The organism is Vulcaniibacterium gelatinicum, assembly GCF_008033445.1.
In the GTDB taxonomy this organism is placed as follows: Bacteria; Pseudomonadota; Gammaproteobacteria; order Xanthomonadales; family Xanthomonadaceae; genus Vulcaniibacterium_B; species Vulcaniibacterium_B gelatinicum.
In genome coordinates this window covers 187,100-204,754 of the sequence record NZ_VNKO01000002.1, presented here as the reverse complement: position 1 = coordinate 204,754, position 17,655 = coordinate 187,100, and the positions used below count along the sequence as shown (strand labels likewise).

Annotated in this window: 17 protein-coding genes; 10 read left to right on the top strand and 7 right to left on the bottom strand. The window is 68.6% G+C overall.

The features are described from left to right. Nucleotides 1-418: 418 nt before the first annotated feature. The 4 genes from FPV26_RS12595 to FPV26_RS02420 all read right to left on the bottom strand — a co-directional run bounded on the left by FPV26_RS12595 (nucleotide 419) and on the right by FPV26_RS02420 (nucleotide 6,135). A complete protein-coding gene (locus FPV26_RS12595) occupies nucleotides 419-568 on the bottom strand; it encodes a hypothetical protein (RefSeq protein WP_181952537.1) in 150 nt (49 codons plus the stop codon). A gap of 26 nt (nucleotides 569-594) precedes the next feature. Then, entirely contained in the window at nucleotides 595-873 is a 279-nt protein-coding gene (locus FPV26_RS02430) for a hypothetical protein (RefSeq protein WP_147652120.1), read from the bottom strand. Between the two features lie 137 nt (nucleotides 874-1,010). Continuing rightward, nucleotides 1,011-2,591: an ORC-CDC6 family AAA ATPase gene (locus tag FPV26_RS02425; protein ID WP_147652119.1), complete on the bottom strand. Its 1,581-nt coding sequence runs from the start codon at nucleotides 2,589-2,591 to the stop codon at nucleotides 1,011-1,013. A 61-nt stretch (nucleotides 2,592-2,652) separates the two neighbouring features. Beyond that, nucleotides 2,653-6,135, bottom strand: a complete 3,483-nt coding sequence (locus FPV26_RS02420) for a methylmalonyl-CoA mutase family protein (RefSeq protein ID WP_147652118.1) — start codon at nucleotides 6,133-6,135, stop codon at nucleotides 2,653-2,655. Between the two features lie 237 nt (nucleotides 6,136-6,372). On the opposite strand from FPV26_RS02420, the gene FPV26_RS02415 reads away from it, so the two are divergent. The 8 genes from FPV26_RS02415 to FPV26_RS02380 all read left to right on the top strand — a co-directional run bounded on the left by FPV26_RS02415 (nucleotide 6,373) and on the right by FPV26_RS02380 (nucleotide 13,932). Continuing rightward, nucleotides 6,373-7,476, top strand: coding sequence for a Glu/Leu/Phe/Val dehydrogenase dimerization domain-containing protein (locus tag FPV26_RS02415; protein ID WP_147652117.1), 1,104 nt, complete (start codon nucleotides 6,373-6,375; stop codon nucleotides 7,474-7,476). A 160-nt stretch (nucleotides 7,477-7,636) separates the two neighbouring features. Continuing rightward, the gene (locus tag FPV26_RS02410) at nucleotides 7,637-8,794 is read left to right on the top strand and encodes an isovaleryl-CoA dehydrogenase (RefSeq protein ID WP_147652116.1); all 1,158 of its coding nucleotides are present in this window, start codon (nucleotides 7,637-7,639) and stop codon (nucleotides 8,792-8,794) included. 291 nt (nucleotides 8,795-9,085) lie between these two features. Next, nucleotides 9,086-10,261 carry a thiolase family protein gene (locus FPV26_RS02405; RefSeq protein ID WP_147652115.1) on the top strand — a complete coding sequence of 392 codons (1,176 nt, stop codon included), beginning with the start codon at nucleotides 9,086-9,088 and terminating at the stop codon, nucleotides 10,259-10,261. A 134-nt stretch (nucleotides 10,262-10,395) separates the two neighbouring features. Then, the gene (locus FPV26_RS02400; RefSeq protein WP_147652114.1) at nucleotides 10,396-10,737 is read left to right on the top strand and encodes a hypothetical protein; all 342 of its coding nucleotides are present in this window, start codon (nucleotides 10,396-10,398) and stop codon (nucleotides 10,735-10,737) included. Between the two features lie 214 nt (nucleotides 10,738-10,951). Beyond that, entirely contained in the window at nucleotides 10,952-11,227 is a 276-nt protein-coding gene (locus FPV26_RS02395; RefSeq protein WP_147652113.1) for a hypothetical protein, read from the top strand. 149 nt (nucleotides 11,228-11,376) lie between these two features. Next, nucleotides 11,377-12,984 carry a carboxyl transferase domain-containing protein gene (locus FPV26_RS02390; RefSeq protein WP_147652112.1) on the top strand — a complete coding sequence of 536 codons (1,608 nt, stop codon included), beginning with the start codon at nucleotides 11,377-11,379 and terminating at the stop codon, nucleotides 12,982-12,984. A gap of 109 nt (nucleotides 12,985-13,093) precedes the next feature. Beyond that, nucleotides 13,094-13,579 (top strand): bactofilin family protein, encoded by a 486-nt coding sequence (locus FPV26_RS02385; RefSeq protein WP_147652111.1) that lies wholly within the window; start codon nucleotides 13,094-13,096, stop codon nucleotides 13,577-13,579. Then, nucleotides 13,576-13,932 (top strand): hypothetical protein, encoded by a 357-nt coding sequence (locus FPV26_RS02380; RefSeq protein ID WP_147652110.1) that lies wholly within the window; start codon nucleotides 13,576-13,578, stop codon nucleotides 13,930-13,932. Before FPV26_RS02385 ends, FPV26_RS02380 begins: the two co-directional genes overlap by 4 nt. A 3-nt stretch (nucleotides 13,933-13,935) precedes the next feature. Here the strand turns inward: FPV26_RS02380 and FPV26_RS02375 are convergent, their stop codons facing one another. Genes FPV26_RS02375 through FPV26_RS02365 form a run of 3 tightly spaced genes read right to left on the bottom strand, consistent with a single transcriptional unit; the run spans nucleotide 13,936 to nucleotide 16,297 of the window. Beyond that, nucleotides 13,936-14,172 (bottom strand): DUF6587 family protein, encoded by a 237-nt coding sequence (locus FPV26_RS02375; RefSeq protein WP_147652109.1) that lies wholly within the window; start codon nucleotides 14,170-14,172, stop codon nucleotides 13,936-13,938. Then, nucleotides 14,172-16,043, bottom strand: coding sequence for a ferrous iron transport protein B (gene feoB / locus FPV26_RS02370; protein WP_147652108.1), 1,872 nt, complete (start codon nucleotides 16,041-16,043; stop codon nucleotides 14,172-14,174). The genes FPV26_RS02375 and feoB overlap by 1 nt, the downstream gene beginning before the upstream one ends. Beyond that, entirely contained in the window at nucleotides 16,040-16,297 is a 258-nt protein-coding gene (locus tag FPV26_RS02365) for a FeoA family protein (RefSeq protein WP_147652107.1), read from the bottom strand. The genes feoB and FPV26_RS02365 overlap by 4 nt, the downstream gene beginning before the upstream one ends. 149 nt (nucleotides 16,298-16,446) lie before the next feature. Between FPV26_RS02365 and FPV26_RS02360 the strand changes: the two genes are divergently transcribed. Both FPV26_RS02360 and FPV26_RS02355 read left to right on the top strand, forming a co-directional pair. Continuing rightward, the gene (locus tag FPV26_RS02360) at nucleotides 16,447-17,229 is read left to right on the top strand and encodes an enoyl-CoA hydratase-related protein (protein WP_147652106.1); all 783 of its coding nucleotides are present in this window, start codon (nucleotides 16,447-16,449) and stop codon (nucleotides 17,227-17,229) included. A gap of 17 nt (nucleotides 17,230-17,246) precedes the next feature. Then, nucleotides 17,247-17,630 (top strand): GxxExxY protein, encoded by a 384-nt coding sequence (locus FPV26_RS02355; protein ID WP_147652105.1) that lies wholly within the window; start codon nucleotides 17,247-17,249, stop codon nucleotides 17,628-17,630. The last annotated feature ends 25 nt before the right edge of the window (nucleotides 17,631-17,655 follow it).

The window sequence follows — 17,655 nt, the reverse complement described above, 5'->3', positions numbered from 1 at the left end:
GGCCGCAATCCGCTCCGCCCACTGCTCCCGCTTGCCCTGCATCGTCATCGTCGCCCTCCCGGCTGGAAAGCGCATGACCCTGCAACAGACCAGGGACTGAGGGTAGGTGGGGGCAGCGGACGCTTACGGTCCGGTCCCCGAGCTGTTCGGAGAAACCTTCCACTACAACCCCGCCGTACAAGCCTGGGTGTTGCACGTCTGGCTCTGGCGAGGCAACCCCGATGGTCTGTTCGCGGACTGGAACCCGACCGTCAGCTGCGACTGAAACGCATCCGAGGGCTGCAGACCATTCCGATACGGCCGATGCGCCAGCCGAATCACGGCGCATCGGCCCCACCAGGCGTGGCGCGGCCACGCCGCCGGACAGGCCCCAGGCTCGATGCCCCAGCGCAGGTTCTCCCGGGCTGCCGGGAACCCTTCAGGCAAGGCGAAGCAGCAACGCGCTGCACTGACCGGCGGTGCCGGGGCCGACGATGGCGTCCATGGCGCCGAGCACGCCGCCGCGCGCGGAGATGATCTCGAACGCCTTGTACACGGCCTTCTCCACCAGATCGGTGAGACGGTCCACGATGAAGCTGTCCCTTTTCTCCCGCGTCAATCGCGCCTGAGATTGCGCGCAGCAGCGGCCGCGGCCTGCAGGACGCGGATGTACGCCGCACGAGTGCGCGGTGCCTGGCGTACAGCGGTCTCCAGACCCTCGACATACGCCGCCACCAATGCGGACGCGTTGTACTGTTCGCCCAGCTCGCCCATGGTCTTGGACACCGCCTCGCGCAGGTGCCAGTCCACATTCACGCCCTTCTCGGCTTCGTTGGCGAGGTCGACCACGCGCAGCAGATGCGGCGTCACGATACCGACGACGGTGGCTTTCATCCGTTTAATCCTGCTTCCGAGAGGCCAATAGGCTAGCGCGGATGCGAGGCGGCGGGTCGAAGACCCGCCCTACTCGGTCGTTGCAAGAAGAGCCCCGGGTGCGCTTCGCTTACCCGGGCTACGCTGGCTATTTCCGCTCACTGCAAGATGGATTCGTCGAGAATGATCCGACGAATACTACGCTTGTCATCGAAGGGAACAACCGCTTCCGCAGGCGTATCATCCCCTGTTACTTCCGCCATTCCCATATCCGGCTGCTTGGCAGTTCCCAGAAGGTCAACGTACGTTCCGTAGTCGACGGAGTAAATGTTGTACCGAACGCCTGGATTGTCCTTGTCTGCATATCCGCGCTGCATGTGGTGCAGAACGCGCGCGTCAAAAAGTCGCTGAATCACAGGATGCCTTTCAAGATCGCGCGGCAGCATGAACGACCTCGAACGGCGCGCACCAATCACCTCATGGACAATCCGAGAAAGGACCTCCTGCAATTGGTCATCTAGATGCTGCGATTTGTCCTGTTCGAACCACTGCTGCGCCGCCTCTAGCACAGCTCGCTTGTCGATACTCTCGCGACCGCGTCGGTGAGCGTTGAAGTAGGCCTTCGTGAAAATGTTGATCAGATCGCGAATCACACCCTCCGACGCACGAGCCAACTCCGCAAACACGCCCCGCTCTGTGAAGACCCTCGATGCGAACTGCTTCGCGTCGCTCACTCTATGCGTGTCTCGCATGTAGCCTTCCGGCAACTCGGAACTCAAGTGCCTAAGCAACATGTCAGCGTAGATGTGCGCCAGATGTTCCGGGTTGCGATCGTAAACGTAGTAGTCGTCCAAATCGGGCGCCGTAGCAATATCGGCGCCGAGTTCGAACCCTAGGACGCCGTTATCGCTTGCAGCGGTAAATCGGCATCGATACTCAAGCGCCGAAATCTTCACGGTCACCCTGTCCAAGGGCAGAAGTCCGCGCTTTATGAACTCTGACAAGTACGGCTGGATATCAAGTGGAAGGGACGACCACTCATCAATTAAGAGGAATAGCTCGGAGTCGGCCAGTTCGAGAACTGCCTGCAGGGTGCGATTGAGGTCGGGGAAGATAATTTTGTCCTCCTGCTGGACCACACCCTTTGTCGCCGCGCTAGCAGCACTCCCCTCCTTGTAGCCCGCGTTGACTCCAAATGTTCCGCTCACTGCGTCGAGTGAGGCCGTCATGCTCGAAGCAATCGACGCTGAATTTTCGCTATTGACGCTATGTTGCTCGCTGTACTCCTGCTCCACGTACTTCTTGACGGGCTCAGCGATGACTTCCCCGAGCGCTGCCAAGGCCTCAAGCGCCTGATCGGCCCTAGCACTTGGAGCCTCAGCGATGTGCTCCAAAAGCGCATCTGACGTCATCAGAAGAATGTCTTTGAACAACGCCAGACAGCGACGCCCCATCGGCAGTTCCGCGTCGGAAAACTGGCTAGAACTGCCGAGCGTGCGGCAGTCGATATAGACCACGGTCCTCCGGGCATCTTCCGCCAAAGTGCTTTCCAGCACTTTCATCACGTGGGTCTTGCCAGTACCACGTCGACCGTAGAAGACCTGGTGGTTACGGTTGTCGAGCTGTGGCAGCAAGCCAACATCCACATACGTTTCGATGAGCTTGTTTAGATCGTCTTGCCGCTCGGAACGCTGGTTAATGCGTGACACTGCACGCATCAGCTGGGGATCGCCAAGCACTGCCGCCTCCTGTCATTACCGCTGGTATTCAGAACCTGGGCGCGGGGTCGCCTCAGCGCGTTTACATATTCCGCCTGTACTCCCCACCCACCTCATACAACGCATGGCTGATCTGCCCCAGCGAATGCGTCTTCACCGCCTCCATCAGCGCCTCGAACACATTGCGGCGGTCGCGGGCGGTTTTCTGGAGGAAGGTTAACCCCTCCCCGGCCCTCCCCTGCGCGCAGGGGAGGGAGAGGGGGTTGCGGAGCTGCTGGAAGGCACGGACGTTGGCGATCTGCTGGCGCTTCTCGGCGTCGGTGGAGCGGATCAGCTCGATCTCGGTGGTGATGTCGCCGGCGTGCTCCTTCGGCAGGAAGGTGTTGACGCCGATGATGGGCAGGGAGCCGTCGTGCTTCTTCTGCTCGTAGTACAGGCTCTCTTCCTGGATCTTGCCGCGCTGGTACATGGTGTCCATGGCGCCGAGCACGCCGCCGCGCTCGGAGATGGCTTCGAACTCCCTGTACACGGCCTCCTCCACCAGGTCGGTGAGGCGATCCACGATGAAGCTGCCCTGCCAGGGGTTCTCGCAGAAGTTCAGCCCCAGCTCCTTGTTGATGATCATCTGGATGGCCACCGCGCGGCGCACCGATTCCTCGGTGGGGGTGGTGATGGCCTCGTCGTAGGCGTTGGTGTGCAGGCTGTTGCAGTTGTCGAACAGCGCGTAGAGAGCCTGCAGCGTGGTGCGGATGTCGTTGAACTGGATCTCCTGCGCGTGCAGGGAGCGGCCGGAGGTCTGGATGTGGTACTTGAGCATCTGGCTGCGCTCGTTGGCGCCGTAGCGCTCGCGCATGGCGCGCGCCCAGATGCGGCGGGCGACACGGCCGATCACCGTGTACTCCGGGTCCATGCCGTTGCTGAAGAAGAACGACAGGTTGGGCGCGAAGTCGTCGATCTTCATCCCGCGCGCCAGGTAGTACTCGACGATGGTGAAGCCGTTGCTCAGGGTGAAGGCGAGCTGGCTGATCGGGTTCGCGCCGGCCTCGGCGATGTGGTAGCCGGAGATCGAGACCGAGTAGAAGTTGCGGACCTTGCGGTCAATGAAGGACTGCTGGATGTCGCCCATCATCCGCAGCGCGAACTCGGTGCTGAAGATGCAGGTGTTCTGCGCCTGGTCCTCCTTGAGGATGTCGGCCTGCACCGTGCCGCGCACCACCTTCAGGGTCTCGGCCTTGATCTTCTCGTACACCTCCGGCTCGACCAGCTGGTCGCCGGTGACGCCGAGCAGGGCCAGGCCCAGGCCGTCGTTGCCTTCCGGCAGCATGCCGCTGTACTGCGGGCGCTGCCGGCCCTCGAACAGGCGCTCGATCGCGGCGTGCGCGGCCTCCCAGCGGGCGCCGTCGGCGCGCAGGTACTTCTCCACCTGCTGGTCCACGGCGGTGTTCATGAACATCGCCAGGATGATCGGCGCCGGGCCGTTGATGGTCATCGAGACCGAGGTGGTGGGCGCGCACAGGTCGAAGCCGGAGTACAGCTTCTTCATGTCGTCCAGCGTGGCGATGGACACGCCGGAGTTGCCGATCTTGCCGTAGATGTCCGGGCGCTCGGCCGGATCCTCGCCGTAGAGGGTGACGCTGTCGAAGGCGGTGGACAGGCGCGCGGCCGGCTGGCCCAGGCTGAGGTAGTGGAAGCGGCGGTTGGTGCGCTCGGGCGTGCCCTCGCCGGCGAACATGCGGATCGGGTCCTCGCCGGTGCGGCGGTACGGGTACACGCCGCCGGTGTACGGGTAGTGGCCCGGCAGGTTCTCCTTCTGCAGGAAGGTCAGCAGCTCGCCCCAGCTCCGGCAGGTCGGCGCGGCGATCTTGGGGATCTTCTGGTGGCTGAGCGATTCGCGGTAGTTCTCGACGCGGATGGTCTTGTCGCGGACCTGGTATTCGTTGAACTCGTCGGTGATGGACTTCAGCCGCTGCGGCCATTCGCGCAGCAGGCGCAGGGCTTCGGCGTCGAGGGACTGGAGCGCGTCGTTGTAGCGCTGGCGCAGGGTGAGCAGGGTGCGGTCGGCGGCCTCGGTGAGGTCGCCCGCGTCGTAGAGTTCGAGCGCCCTGGGCAGCCTGGCGTCACCCAGCGCCTGCAGCGCCTGCCAGTACGACTGCGCGCGCGCGGCGATCTCGGCCTGGGTCTCGATGCGGCGGTTGATCGCCCTGCCCTGCTCGGCGATCTCGGCCAGGTAGCGGATCCGGTTGCCCGGGATCAGCACCGTCGCGCGCGGCTCCTTCAGCGAGGTGTCGAGCTGCGGGGCGAAGTCGCAATGCGGCGTGGCCACGCCCAGCTTCTCGCGCAGCAGGCGGCACAGGTTCACGAACATCCAGCTGATGCCGGGATCGTTGAACTGGCTGGCGATGGTGGGATAGACCGGGATCTCCTCGTCCTTGAGCTGGAACGCGGTGCGGTTGCGCTTCCACTGCTTGCGCACGTCGCGCAGGGCGTCCTCGGCGCCGCGCCGGTCGTACTTGTTCAGCACTACCAGCTCGGCGTAGTCGAGCATGTCGATCTTCTCGAGCTGGCTCGGCGCGCCGAAGTCCGAGGTCATCACGTACATCGGGAAGTCCACCAGGTCCACGATCTCGGAGTCGGACTGGCCGATGCCGGCGGTCTCCACGATCACCAGGTCGCAGCCCAGCGACTTCAGGAACGCGATGCAGTCCTTGAGCACCGCGTTGGTGGCCAGGTGCTGGCGGCGGGTAGCCATCGAGCGCATGAACACGCGCCTGGAGCGCAGCGAGTTCATGCGGATGCGGTCGCCGAGCAGCGCGCCGCCGGTGCGGCGGCGGGTCGGATCCACGGAGATCACGGCGATGCGCATCTCCGGGAAGCAGGACAGGAAGCGGTTGAGCAGCTCGTCGGTCACCGAGGACTTGCCGGCGCCGCCGGTGCCGGTGATGCCGACCACCGGAGTCTTGCCCCCGGCGAGCTGCCACTGCTTGCGCAGGTGGGCCAGCTCGGACTCGGCGAGGGCGCCGTCCTCGATCGCCGAGAGCACCCGGCCGACGGCGATCTCGTCGTCGAGCGCAGGGGGCGCGGCGGCGATGGCGCCCGCCGGCCGCGTGGCGCGCGCGGCCTCGGCGCGGCGGACCACGTCCTCGATCATCGCCACCAGCCCCATGTGCATGCCGTCGTTGGGATGGTAGATGCGCTCCACGCCGTAGGCCTGCAGCTCGCGGATCTCCTCCGGCGTGATCGTGCCGCCGCCGCCGCCGAACACGCGGATGTGGGACGCGCCGCGCTCGCGCAGCATGTCCACCATGTACTTGAAGTACTCCATGTGCCCTCCCTGGTAGGACGACACCGCGATGGCGTCGGCGTCCTCCTGCAGCGCGGCGCGCACCACGTCCTCCACCGAGCGGTTGTGGCCGAGGTGGATCACCTCCGCGCCCTGGGCCTGGATCAGCCGGCGCATGATGTTGATCGCCGCGTCATGGCCGTCGAACAGGCTGGCGGCGGTGACGAAGCGCAGCGGGCTGGCCTCGGGCTGCGGTGCGGGGAACTGGGCGGCGGGGGTGCTCATGGGCGCGGACATTCGGGCGATGCGGGCCAACACGGGATTGTACGGAACCGGCCAGCGGCTCCGCCCCGGGGCTCCAACCCCTCCCGCCGGCCCGCTGCATTCGATTGCATTAAACTAATGCGCCTGCGGCGCCGGCTCCCACTGTTCTCCGCGCCGCAGTTTCCCAGCCATTCAACGACTTACATCACCTTGTTGGCGTCGTTTGCGATGCGCAAACCGGCCCGACCGGAGCTTCCGATGATTTTCGAAACCCTCGACACCTACGGCCACGAGCAGGTCGTGTACTGCCACAACAAGGACGCGGGCCTGAAGGCCATCATCGCGATCCACAACACTGTGCTCGGCCCCGCCCTCGGCGGCACCCGCATGTGGCCGTACAAGACCGAGCAGGAGGCCCTCGACGACGTGCTGCGCCTGTCGCGCGGCATGACCTACAAGAACGCGGTCGCGGGCCTGAACATCGGCGGCGGCAAGGCGGTCATCATCGGCGACCCGGCCAGGGACAAGTCCGAGGCCCTGTTCCGCGCCTTCGGCAAGTGCGTGGACTCCCTCGGCGGCCGTTACATCACCGCCGAGGACGTGGGCATCGACGTCAACGACATGGAGTACGTGTACCGCGAGACCGAGTACGTGACCGGCGTGCACCAGGTCCACGGCGGCTCCGGAGACCCCTCCCCGTTCACCGCCTACGGCACCCTGCAGGGCCTGATGGCCGCGCTGAACAGGAAGTTCGGCAACGAGGAGGTCGGCAAGTACGCCTACGCCGTGCAGGGCCTGGGCCATGTCGGCATGGAGTTCGTGAAGCTGCTCAAGGAGCGCGGCGCCAAGATCTTCGTCACCGACATCAACAAGGCGCTGGTGGACAAGGCCGTGGCCGAGTACGGCGCCGAGGCCGTGGGCGTGGACGAGATCTACGACGTGCCGGCCGACGTGTACTCGCCGTGCGCGCTCGGCGGCACGGTCAACGAGAAGACCCTGCCCCGGCTCAAGGCCAAGGTCATCTGCGGCGCCGCCAACAACCAGCTCGCCAACAACGCGATCGGCGAGGAGGTGGAGAAGCGTGGCATCCTGTACGCGCCGGACTACGCGGTGAACGCGGGCGGCGTGATGAACGTGTCGCTCGAGATCGACGGCTACAACCGCGAGCGCGCGATGCGCATGATGCGCACCATCTACCACAATGTCGGCCGCATCTTCGAGATCGCCGAGCGCGACCGGATCCCGACCTACCTCGCCGCCGACCGCATGGCCGAGGAGCGGATCAACGCGATCGGCAAGCTCAAGCTGCCGATGGGCCGCACCGCTCCGCGCTTCCTGGGCCGGATGCGCGGCGGCCACTGATTCATCAGGCGATGCCCGATGAATCCCCAAAGTTCCGCGCAGCGGAACTTTGGGCCGCGGGTCATGGCTTCCGCATCCCCCGCCGCTTCGCGGCGCCCCCCTTGACTCGGGGGGGGGCTCCCCCGGGCATATCACGGTCACCTGCAAGAGGAACATCCACATGCGTCCGTTCCCGCTCGGCGAGGAGATTGACGCCCTGCGCGATGCCGTGCGCCGCTTCGCCGAGGCCGAAATCGCGCCGCGCGCGGGGCAGATAGACCACGACAACGCCTTCCCGCAGGATCTGTGGCCCAAGCTCGGCGAGATGGGCCTGCTCGGCATGACCGTGCCGGGCGAGTACGGCGGCAGCGACATGGGCTACCTCGCGCACCTGGTGGCGATGGAGGAGATCTCCCGTGCCTCGGGTTCGGTGGGCCTGAGCTACGGTGCGCACTCCAACCTGTGCGTGAGCAACCTGTACGCCAACGGCACCGAGGCGCAGCGGCAGAAGTACCTGCCCAGGCTGTGCAGCGGCGAGTGGAAGGGCGCGCTGGCGATGAGCGAGCCCGGCGCCGGCTCCGATGTGGTCGGCTCGATGAGCTGCCGCGCCGAGAAGCGCGGCGGCGTGTGGGTGGCCAACGGCAACAAGATGTGGATCACCAACGGCCCCGAGGCCGACGTGCTGATCGTCTACATGCGCACCGCGGGCAAGGAGGCCGGCAGCCGCTGCATCACCGCCTTCATCGTCGAGCGCGGCATGAAGGGCTTTTCCACCGCGCAGAAGCTGGACAAGCTCGGCATGCGCGGCTCCAACACCTGCGAACTGGTGTTCGAGGATTGCGAGATCCCCGAGGAGAACGTGCTCGGCGAGGTCAACCAGGGCGTGAAGGTGCTGATGCGCGGCCTGAACACCGAGCGCCTGGTGCTCACCGGCGGCCCGCTGGGGCTGATGCAGGCGGCGATGGACGTGGTCCTGCCGTACGTGCGCGAGCGGCGCCAGTTCGACGCGCCGATCGGCACGTTCGGGATCATGCAGGCCAAGATCGCCGACATGTACACCGCGCTGCAGTCCAGCCGCGCGTTCGCCTACCAGGTGGCACGCGACTACGACGCCGGCCACGCCTCGCGGGTGGACGCCGCCGCCTGCCTGCTGCACGCCTCCGAGGCTGCCGTGCAGGTGGCGCTGGAGGCGATCCAGGCGCTGGGCGGCAACGGCTACATCAACGAATACCCGACCGGACGCATCCTGCGCGACGCCAAGCTGTACGCGATCGGCGCCGGCACCAACGAGATCCGGCGCATGCTGATCGGGCGCGAGTTGTTCGAGGGCCGCGCCTGAGCCACGAGGGCGGCCCTGCCCGGCCACAAGGGTGCCTGCGGGCTGGTTGCCGCCCCGGCGAACGCCGGGCCGGGGCCCGCGTCCGAACCGGCGTGCCGGCGCTGTTCGAGCCGCGCGGCTTCCGCCCGGCGGTGAGGCCCGAGCGCGGCCGCGCTCGGTACGTCCTGCCCCGCCGCGGCTGACCGCGCAACGGCGCGTGCTCATGCCGCACCGCAGCATTCCGTCCCGATCCGCGCCATAATCCGGTTGTTCCGGCCGCCGCGCCGGCCCCTTCCGCCTCTGGAGCCCAGCATGTCCGACATCGTCATCGTCGGCGCCAAGCGCACCGCGATCGGTTCTTTCCTTGGCCAGTTCACCGGCGTCCCCACCCCCACCCTCGGCGCAGCGGCGATCCGCGGCGCGCTGCAGCAGGCCGGCCTGGCACCCGACCAGGTGGACGAGGTCATCATGGGCTGCGTGCTCCCCGCCGGCCTGGGCCAGGCGCCCGCTCGCCAGGCCGCGATCGCCGCCGGGATCCCCACCTCGGCCGGCTGCACCACCCTCAACAAGGTCTGCGGTTCGGGCATGAAGGCGGTGATGGTCGGCCATGACGCGATCAAGGCCGGCTCGGCCTCGGTCGTCATCGCCGGCGGCATGGAGTCCATGACCAACGCCCCGCACCTGCTCAACAACGCGCGCACCGGCATCCGCTACGGCAGCGCCGAGATGCTCGACCACATGGCCTGGGACGGCCTGACCAACCCCTACGACAAGCAGGCCATGGGCGTGTTCGGCGAGATGTGCGTGGAGAAGCTGGGCTTCACCCGCGAGGAGCTGGATGCGTTCGCGGCCGAGTCGGTGCGCCGCGCCGTCGCCGCGCAGCAGAGCGGCGCGTTCAAGGCCGAGATCGTTCCGGTCACGGTCGCCGGCCGCAAGGGCGAGGTCGTCGTGGACACCGACGAGGAGCCCGCGCGCTGCGACCTGGCCAAGATCCCAGGCCTGCGCCCGGCGTTCAAGAAGGACGGCACCATCACCGCCGCGTCCTCGTCCAAGATCTCCGACGGCGCCGCCGCGCTGGTGCTGATGTCCGCCGAGGAAGCCGGCCGCCGCGGCCTGGCGCCGCTGGCGCGCATCGTCGCCCACGCCACCCACTCGCAGGCCCCGGAGTGGTTCACCACCGCCCCCGTCACGGCGATCGCCAATGTGCTGAAGAAGGCCGGCTGGCAGGCGGGCGACGTGGACCTGTTCGAGGTCAACGAGGCCTTCGCCTGCGTGGCGATGGCTCCGATCAAGGAGCTCGGCATCCCGCACGCGAAGATCAACGTCAACGGCGGCGCCTGCGCCCTCGGCCATCCGATCGGCGCCAGCGGCGCCCGCCTGCTGGTCACGCTGCTGCACGCCCTGCGCGCCCGCGGCGGCAAGCGGGGCGTGGCCTCGCTGTGCATCGGCGGCGGCGAGGCCACGGCGGTCGCGATCGAACTGGCCTGACCCCTGTGACGGCGTTTTAACGCAGCCGGGGGAACAATCCGGCCACCCGTCTTGACACGCGACAACGGCTTGTCATGATGGTACGGACGCGCGCGCTGCGCGTTGCCAAACTCAACGACGAGGAAACGACGACCATGTCCCTGAACAAGGCTCTGCTCGCCCTGGCCCTGGGCTTCGCCCTGGCCGCGTGCACCAACCAGCAGCAGGCTGCCGACTCGGCCGCCGAGGCTGCCGAGGCCGCCGGCGAAGCCCAGCAGGCTGCCGACGCCGCGGGTGAGGCCACCGCCGACGCCGCCCAGGCCGCTGCCGACACCGCCGCCGCTGCTGCCGACGCCGCCGCCACCGCGGCCGACGCCGCTGCCGCCGCCGGCGACGCCGGTACCGCCGACGCCGCCGCCGATGCCGCCGAGCAGGCCGCCGACGCGGCCGAGCAGGCGCAGCAGGCCGCCGAAGAGGCCGCCCCGGCCAAGAACTGATTCGGTTAAGGGCCCCTTCACCCTGCTGAATTAGTTGTTACAATGAAAAAGCCGCCGGTTCGTTTGGCGGCTTTTTCATGTAGTCCGCAGTACCCCTGGTAGTGAACTGCAGTAGTCAGTGAACGAATGACGCCGGCCCCAAAAGCCGGACTGCCGCGAGCACTGGCGTTGCCTGACTTTCCGCGTTTTTTCAGACAACTCCTCAGGAGAGAACATGAACACGAAGCTTTACGTCCTCCTCGCCGCCGGCGTCCTTGCTCTGGCGGCCTGCAAGAAGGAAGAAGCCGCCGCTCCGGCCGAAGAGGCCGCTCCGGCCGCCGAGGCTGCTCCGGCCGAGGCTGCTCCGGCCGAGGCTGCTCCGGCCGAGGCCGCTCCGGCCGAGGCTGCTCCGGCCGAGGCCGCCCCGGCTGAGGGCGCTGCTCCTGCCGAAGGCGAGGCCGCTCCGGCCGAGGAAGCCGCTGCTCCGGCCGAAGAGCAGCCGCAGCAGTAATTCCAGCCTTTCCAGGCTGTCCGGAAAGACCCGCTTCGGCGGGTCTTTCCTTTTCCGGCTCCCCGTTTCGAGGCTCCCCGCTCACGCGCGGCGCTCCGGGCGCCGCGACGCAGCGGTTATCCTGTCGCATTCATCCCGTCGCGCCTGCCATGCCCGTCCTGTCCACGCACATCGACCCGCGTTCCGCCGAATTCCTGGACAACGCCGCCTACCACCGCGGCCTGGTCGAGGAGCTGGATGTCCGCCTGGCGCGCGCGGCGGAAGGCGGCGGGGCCAAGGCGCGGGCCAGGCACACCGAGCGCGGCAAGCTGCTGGTGCGCGACCGCATCGCCGCCCTGCTCGACCCGGGCTCGCCGTTCCTGGAGCTCTCGCCGCTGGCCGCCGAGGGCATGTACGACGGCGCCGCGCCCGGCGCCGGCATCGTCACCGGCATCGGCCGCGTGCACGGCCAGGAGGTGGTGGTCGTGGCCAACGACGCCACGGTCAAGGGCGGCACCTATTTCCCGATGACGGTGAAGAAGCACCTGCGCGCGCAGGAGATTGCGCGCGAGAACCGCCTGCCGTGCGTGTACCTGGTGGATTCCGGCGGCGCGTTCCTGCCGCTGCAGGACGAGGTGTTCCCGGACAAGGAGCACTTCGGCCGCATCTTCTACAACCAGGCGCGGCTGAGCGCGGAGAACATCCCGCAGATCGCGGTGGTGATGGGCAGTTGCACCGCCGGCGGTGCCTACGTGCCGGCGATGTGCGACGAGAGCGTCATCGTCAAGGAACAGGGCACGATCTTCCTCGGCGGCCCGCCGCTGGTGAAGGCGGCCACCGGCGAGGTGGTGGACGCCGAGGCGCTGGGCGGCGCCGAGGTCCACACCACGGTGTCCGGCGTGGCCGACCACTTCGCCGAGGACGACCGCCACGCGCTGCAGATCGCCCGCGACATCGTCGCCCACCTCAACCGGCGCAAGGCCCTGCCGGTGGCGGTGCAGCCGCCGCGCGAGCCGCTCTACCCCGCCAGCGAGCTGTACGGGATCGTGCCGCAGGACACCCGCCGTCCGTTCGACATCCGCGAGGTGATCGCGCGGATCGTGGACGGCAGCGAGTTCCAGGAGTTCAAGGCGCGCTACGGCAAGACCCTGGTCACCGGCTTTGCCCACATCCACGGCTACCCGGTCGGGATCGTGGCCAACAACGGCATCCTGTTCTCGGAGAGCGCGCTCAAGGGCGCGCACTTCATCGAGCTGTGCAACCAGCGCGACGTGCCGCTGGTGTTCCTGCAGAACATCACCGGCTTCATGGTCGGCAGGAAGTACGAGAACGCCGGCATCGCCAAGGACGGGGCGAAGATGGTGACCGCGGTGGCGTGCTCGCACGTGCCCAAGTTCACCGTGGTGATCGGCGGCAGCTTCGGTGCCGGCAATTACGCGATGTGCGGCCGCGCCTACGGCGCGCGCTTCCTGTGGATGTGGCCGAACGCGCGCATCAGCGTGATGGGCGGCGAGCAGGCGGCGAGCGTGCTGGCCACGGTCAAGCGCGACGGCATCGAGGCCGCCGGCGGCCACTGGAGCGCGGAGGAGGAGGAAGCCTTCAAGGCCCCGATCCGCGAGCAGTACGAGACCCAGGGCAGCCCCTGGTACGCCACCGCCCGGCTGTGGGACGACGGCATCATCGACCCGGCCGACACCCGGCGCGTGCTGGGGCTGGGATTGTCGGCGGCGCTGAACGCCCCGATCGAGCGCGGGCGCTTCGGCGTGTTCCGGATGTGACCGGCGGCACGGATGAACGGGGCCTGGCTGTCCGCCGGCTGAAGGGGACTGTCGAGGCGGCGTGAAGCGGTGCTAGCCTCGGAGGCCCCCCGTTCGCCGGAGCCCGCCCATGGCCATCTGGAAAGATCAGACCCCTGCCGCCAAGCCCGCCAGCCCCGAACCGGCCCGCTTCGACGCCCCGCCGATCCAGGAGATCGCCACCCCGCCCGCCGCCCCCGCGTCGAGCCGCGCGGCCGAGCCGCAGGGCAAGGAATCGCTGATCGCCGCCGACCTCACCATCGAGGGCAAGATCGAAGGCGCGGGCCACGTGCGCATCGCCGGCAAGTTCAAGGGCGACATCAGTGTGCAGGGCAACCTCACCATCGAGCAGGGCGCCAAGGTCACCGGCGGCGTGCGCGCGCAGAAGATCATCATCGCCGGCGAACTCGAGGGCAACGTCGAGTCGGCGCAGCAGGTGGAGCTGCAGCAGAGCGGCACGCTGACCGGCGACCTCAAGGCCGGCACCGTCAGCATCGCCCCGGGTTCGCGCATGCGCGGTACGGTCGAGTTCGGCTGGGACGGCAAGTCCAAGGCGGAGGCCGGCGGCGGCACATGAGCGCCGCGCGCCCGGGCACCGCGGGCGCCACCCGCACCTGCCCGCACTGCAAGGCCACCATCCTGGAAAGCGCGGCGGTCTGTCCGGCGTGCCGTGGCCACCTGCGCTATGAAGCCCCGGCCGAGACTGCGGCGGCGAAGTTCTCGCCGCTCCAGGTCGAGGGCACGATCCAGGCGCCCGAGGAGCACGCCTTCGAGTACACGATGGTGGTCGCGATCCGCAACGAACGCGGCGAGGAGATCGGCCGCCACGTGGTCGGGGTGGGCGCGCTGTTCCCCGGCGAATCGCGCAGCTTCAGCGTGACCGTCGAGGCGAAGCCGGTGCCGGCCGGCAAGCGCCGCACGCGGCACTGACCCTCAGCCGCACTTGTTGCAGCCGCCGCAGGTGCCCTCGCCCGCAAGCTTCGGCGCCGGCGCGATCCGGCGCCCGAGCGCGCGCAGCCACGGCGCGCGCCGCTCGCGCACCAGCGGCGCGGCGCAGGCCAGGCGCAAGGCGCGCACCGCGTTCGGGAACTGGCGCCGGACGACGTAGAGGGCACTGGCTGCGACCGCCAGCCCGATCACGACGTACTGCAGGAGCAGCAGTCCGTCCATCAGCCGCCTCCCAGCGCCACGGCGAGCTGGTAGGTGAGCAGGGACATCAGGTAGGCCAGGCCGAACAGGTAGCCGGCGGCGATGCCCACCTGCTTCCACGAGCCGGTCTCGCGCTTGATCGTGGCCAGGGTGGAGATGCACTGCGGTGCGTAGATGAACCACACCAGCAGCGCCAGCGCGGTGGCCAGCGACCAGTCGGCGGCGATCACCGGCGCCAGCGCCTGCGCCGCGGCCTCGTCGTCGGGCGCCGAGAGCGCGTACACCGTGGCCAGCGACGCCACCGCGACTTCACGCGCGGCCATGCCCGGGATCAGCGCGATGCAGATCTGCCAGTTGAAGCCCAGCGGCGCGAACACCACCGCCAGCGCCCGGCCGATGCGGCCGGCGAAACTGTAGTCGATCGCCGGCCCGACCGCGTCCGGCGGCGGCGCCGGGAACGAGAGCAGGAACCACAGCAGGATCGTCAGCGCGAGGATGATCCCGCCCACGCGCTTGAGGAAGATCATCGCCCGCTCCCACAGCCCGATCGCCAGGTCGCGCGGATGCGGCAGGCGGTAGGACGGCAGCTCCAGCAGCAGCGCGTGCTCGCCCTTGTCGCGGCGCCAACGCTTCATCACCCAGGCCACCGCCAGCGCGCTGAGGATGCCGGCCGTGTACAGCGCGAACAGCACCAGCCCCTGCAGGTTGAACCAGCCCACCGGTTGCGCGGGAATGAACGCGCCGATCAGCAGCGCGTACACCGGCAGCCGCGCCGAGCAGGTCATCAGCGGCGCGACCAGGATCGTGGCCAGGCGGTCGCGCGGATCCTGGATCGAGCGCGTGGCCATGATCCCGGGCACGGCGCAGGCGAAGCTCGACAGCAGCGGGATGAACGAACGCCCGGACAGGCCGGCGCGGAACATCAGCCGGTCGAGCAGGAACGCCGCGCGCGGCAGGTAGCCGGACTCCTCCAGCGCGAGGATGAAGGCGAACAGGATCAGGATCTGCGGCAGGAACACCACCACGCTGCCGACGCCGGCGATGATGCCGTCGGCGATCAGGCTGGCCAGCGGCCCTTCCGGCAGCGCGCCACGCGCGGCCTCGGCGAGGGCGGCGGCGCCGGCGTCGATCAGGTCCATCAGCGGCGTGGCCCAGGCGTACACGGCCTGGAAGATCAGGAACATCACCACCGCCAGGATCGCCAGGCCGAACACCGGGTGCAGCAGCACGCGGTCGAGCGCGTCGTCCACCTCGGCGGTGCGCCGCGGCATGCGCACGGCCAGCGCCAGCAGGCGCCGGGTCTCGGCATGCAGCGTGTCCACGTCGAGCGCGCCGTCGCCGCCGGAAAAGTGCCGGCGCGGTTCGTGCGGGCGTTCCACGACCCGCTCCAGCATCGCCACCAGCTCGCGCGCGCCGTGCTTGCGCACCGCCACCGTCGGCACCACCGGCACCCCGAGCTCGCGCTCCAGGGCGGGCAGGTCGATCTCGATCCCGCGCCGCCGCGCCGTATCCATCATGTTCACCGCCACCACCATCGGCTTGCCCAGCTCGCGCACTTCCAGCGCGAAGCGCAGGTGCAGGCGCAGGTTGGTGGCGTCCACCACGCACACGATCACGTCCGGCACCGGCTCGCCCGGATAGAAGCCGCGGCACAGGTCGCGGGTGATGGCCTCGTCCAGGCTGGCGGCGTGCAGGCTGTAGGCGCCCGGCAGGTCGAGCACGGCGTAGCTGCGGCCGGAGGGCGCGACCAGGCGCCCTTCCTTGCGCTCGACGGTGACGCCGGCGTAATTGGCGACCTTCTGCCGGCTGCCGGTGAGCTGGTTGAACAGCGCGGTCTTGCCGCAGTTGGGGTTGCCGACCAGGGCGATGCGCGGCAGCGCGGCGGTGCTCATGCGGCGGCCTCCGCGGTCGCCACCGGCCGGATCCGCACCCGCTCGGCCTCCGCGCGGCGCAGCGCGAAGCGGGTGTAGCCGACCTGCACCAGCAGCGGCTCGGCGCCGAACGGGCCGGCCGCCATCACCTCCACCGCCTCTCCGGCGACGAAGCCGAGTTCGCGCAGGCGCCGGGCGATGCCGTCGTTGGGCGCGCGTTCCTCGACGCCCTCGACGATCGCGCTGGTGCGTCGCGGCAGTTCGGTCAGCCTCACGGGCGGAAATCCAAATGGGAACGATTCTCGATTCTAGCAGGGCCGGGCCCCGGCGACCGCTGCCGCCCGTCCCCGCCGGCGCCGTCGCGGACGCCGTCCGTCTCCCCCGCCCCGCTATCATTCCGCGACTTTCCCCTCGGATTTCCGCGATGACCGCACCGCTGCTGCTGGAACGCGAGGGCGCGGTGGCGCGCCTGCGCCTGAACCGGCCGGAACTGCACAACGCCTTCGACGCCGCGCTGATCGCGGCGCTGACCGAGGCGCTCGAGGCGCTCGCCGCCGACCCCGCGGTGCGGGTGGTGGTCCTGGAAGGCGCCGGGCCCTCGTTCTCCGCCGGCGCGGATCTCCACTGGATGCGCGGCATGGCCGCCGCCGGCGAGGCCGAGAACCGCGCCGACGCGCTCGCCCTGGCCCGGCTGATGCGGACCCTGGACGAGCTGCCCAAGCCCACCATCGCCCGCGTGCACGGCGCGGCCTTCGGCGGCGGCGTGGGCCTGGTGGCGTGCTGCGACATCGCCATCGGCGCGCAGGAGGCCAGGTTCGGCCTGACCGAGAGCCGCCTGGGCCTGCTGCCGGCGGTGATCTCCCCCTACGTGATCGCCGCGATCGGCCCGCGCCAGGCGCGACGCTGGTTCGCCACCGCCGAAACCTTCGACGCCGCCGAGGCCTGCCGCATCGGCCTGCTCCACGCCGTGGTCAACGCCACCGCGCTCGACTCGGCGGTGCAGCGCCAGGTGGAGCTGCTGCTCAAGGCCGGCCCGCTCGCCGCTGCCGGCGCCAAGGCACTGGTGCGCCGCGTCGCCGCCGGGACCGACCGCGACCGCCTCGACGCCGACAACGCCGCCCTGATCGCCCGGCTGCGCGTCTCCCCCGAAGGCCAGGAAGGCATCGGTGCCTTCCTCGACAAGCGCAAGCCGCACTGGACCGCGTAAGGCATCTTCAGCCACGGATGAACACGGATAAGGCAAGACTGCTTCATCAAGATCTGACGGAACAGGTCATCGGCGCGTTCTACGCTGTCTACAACGAACTGGGAGCGGGGTTCCTGGAAAATGTCTATGAAAACGCCATGGCCATCGCAATTTCCCAATGCGGGCTGGCCGTCGAGCGGCAAAGCCCGATTCGAGTCCATTTCCGCGGCGCAGTGGTCGGCGAATATCGGGCCGACCTGCTCATTGAAAAAGCGCTGGTCGTCGAGGTGAAGGCCGCGGCCACGCTGAATCAGGCACACATGGCGCAATTGCTGAATTACTTGAAAGCCACTGGCAAGAGCGTCGGATTGCTGCTCAATTTCGGCCCACGCCCGCAATTCAAGCGCCTCATCTTCGGATAGCCTGATCCGTGCCCATCCGTGCAAA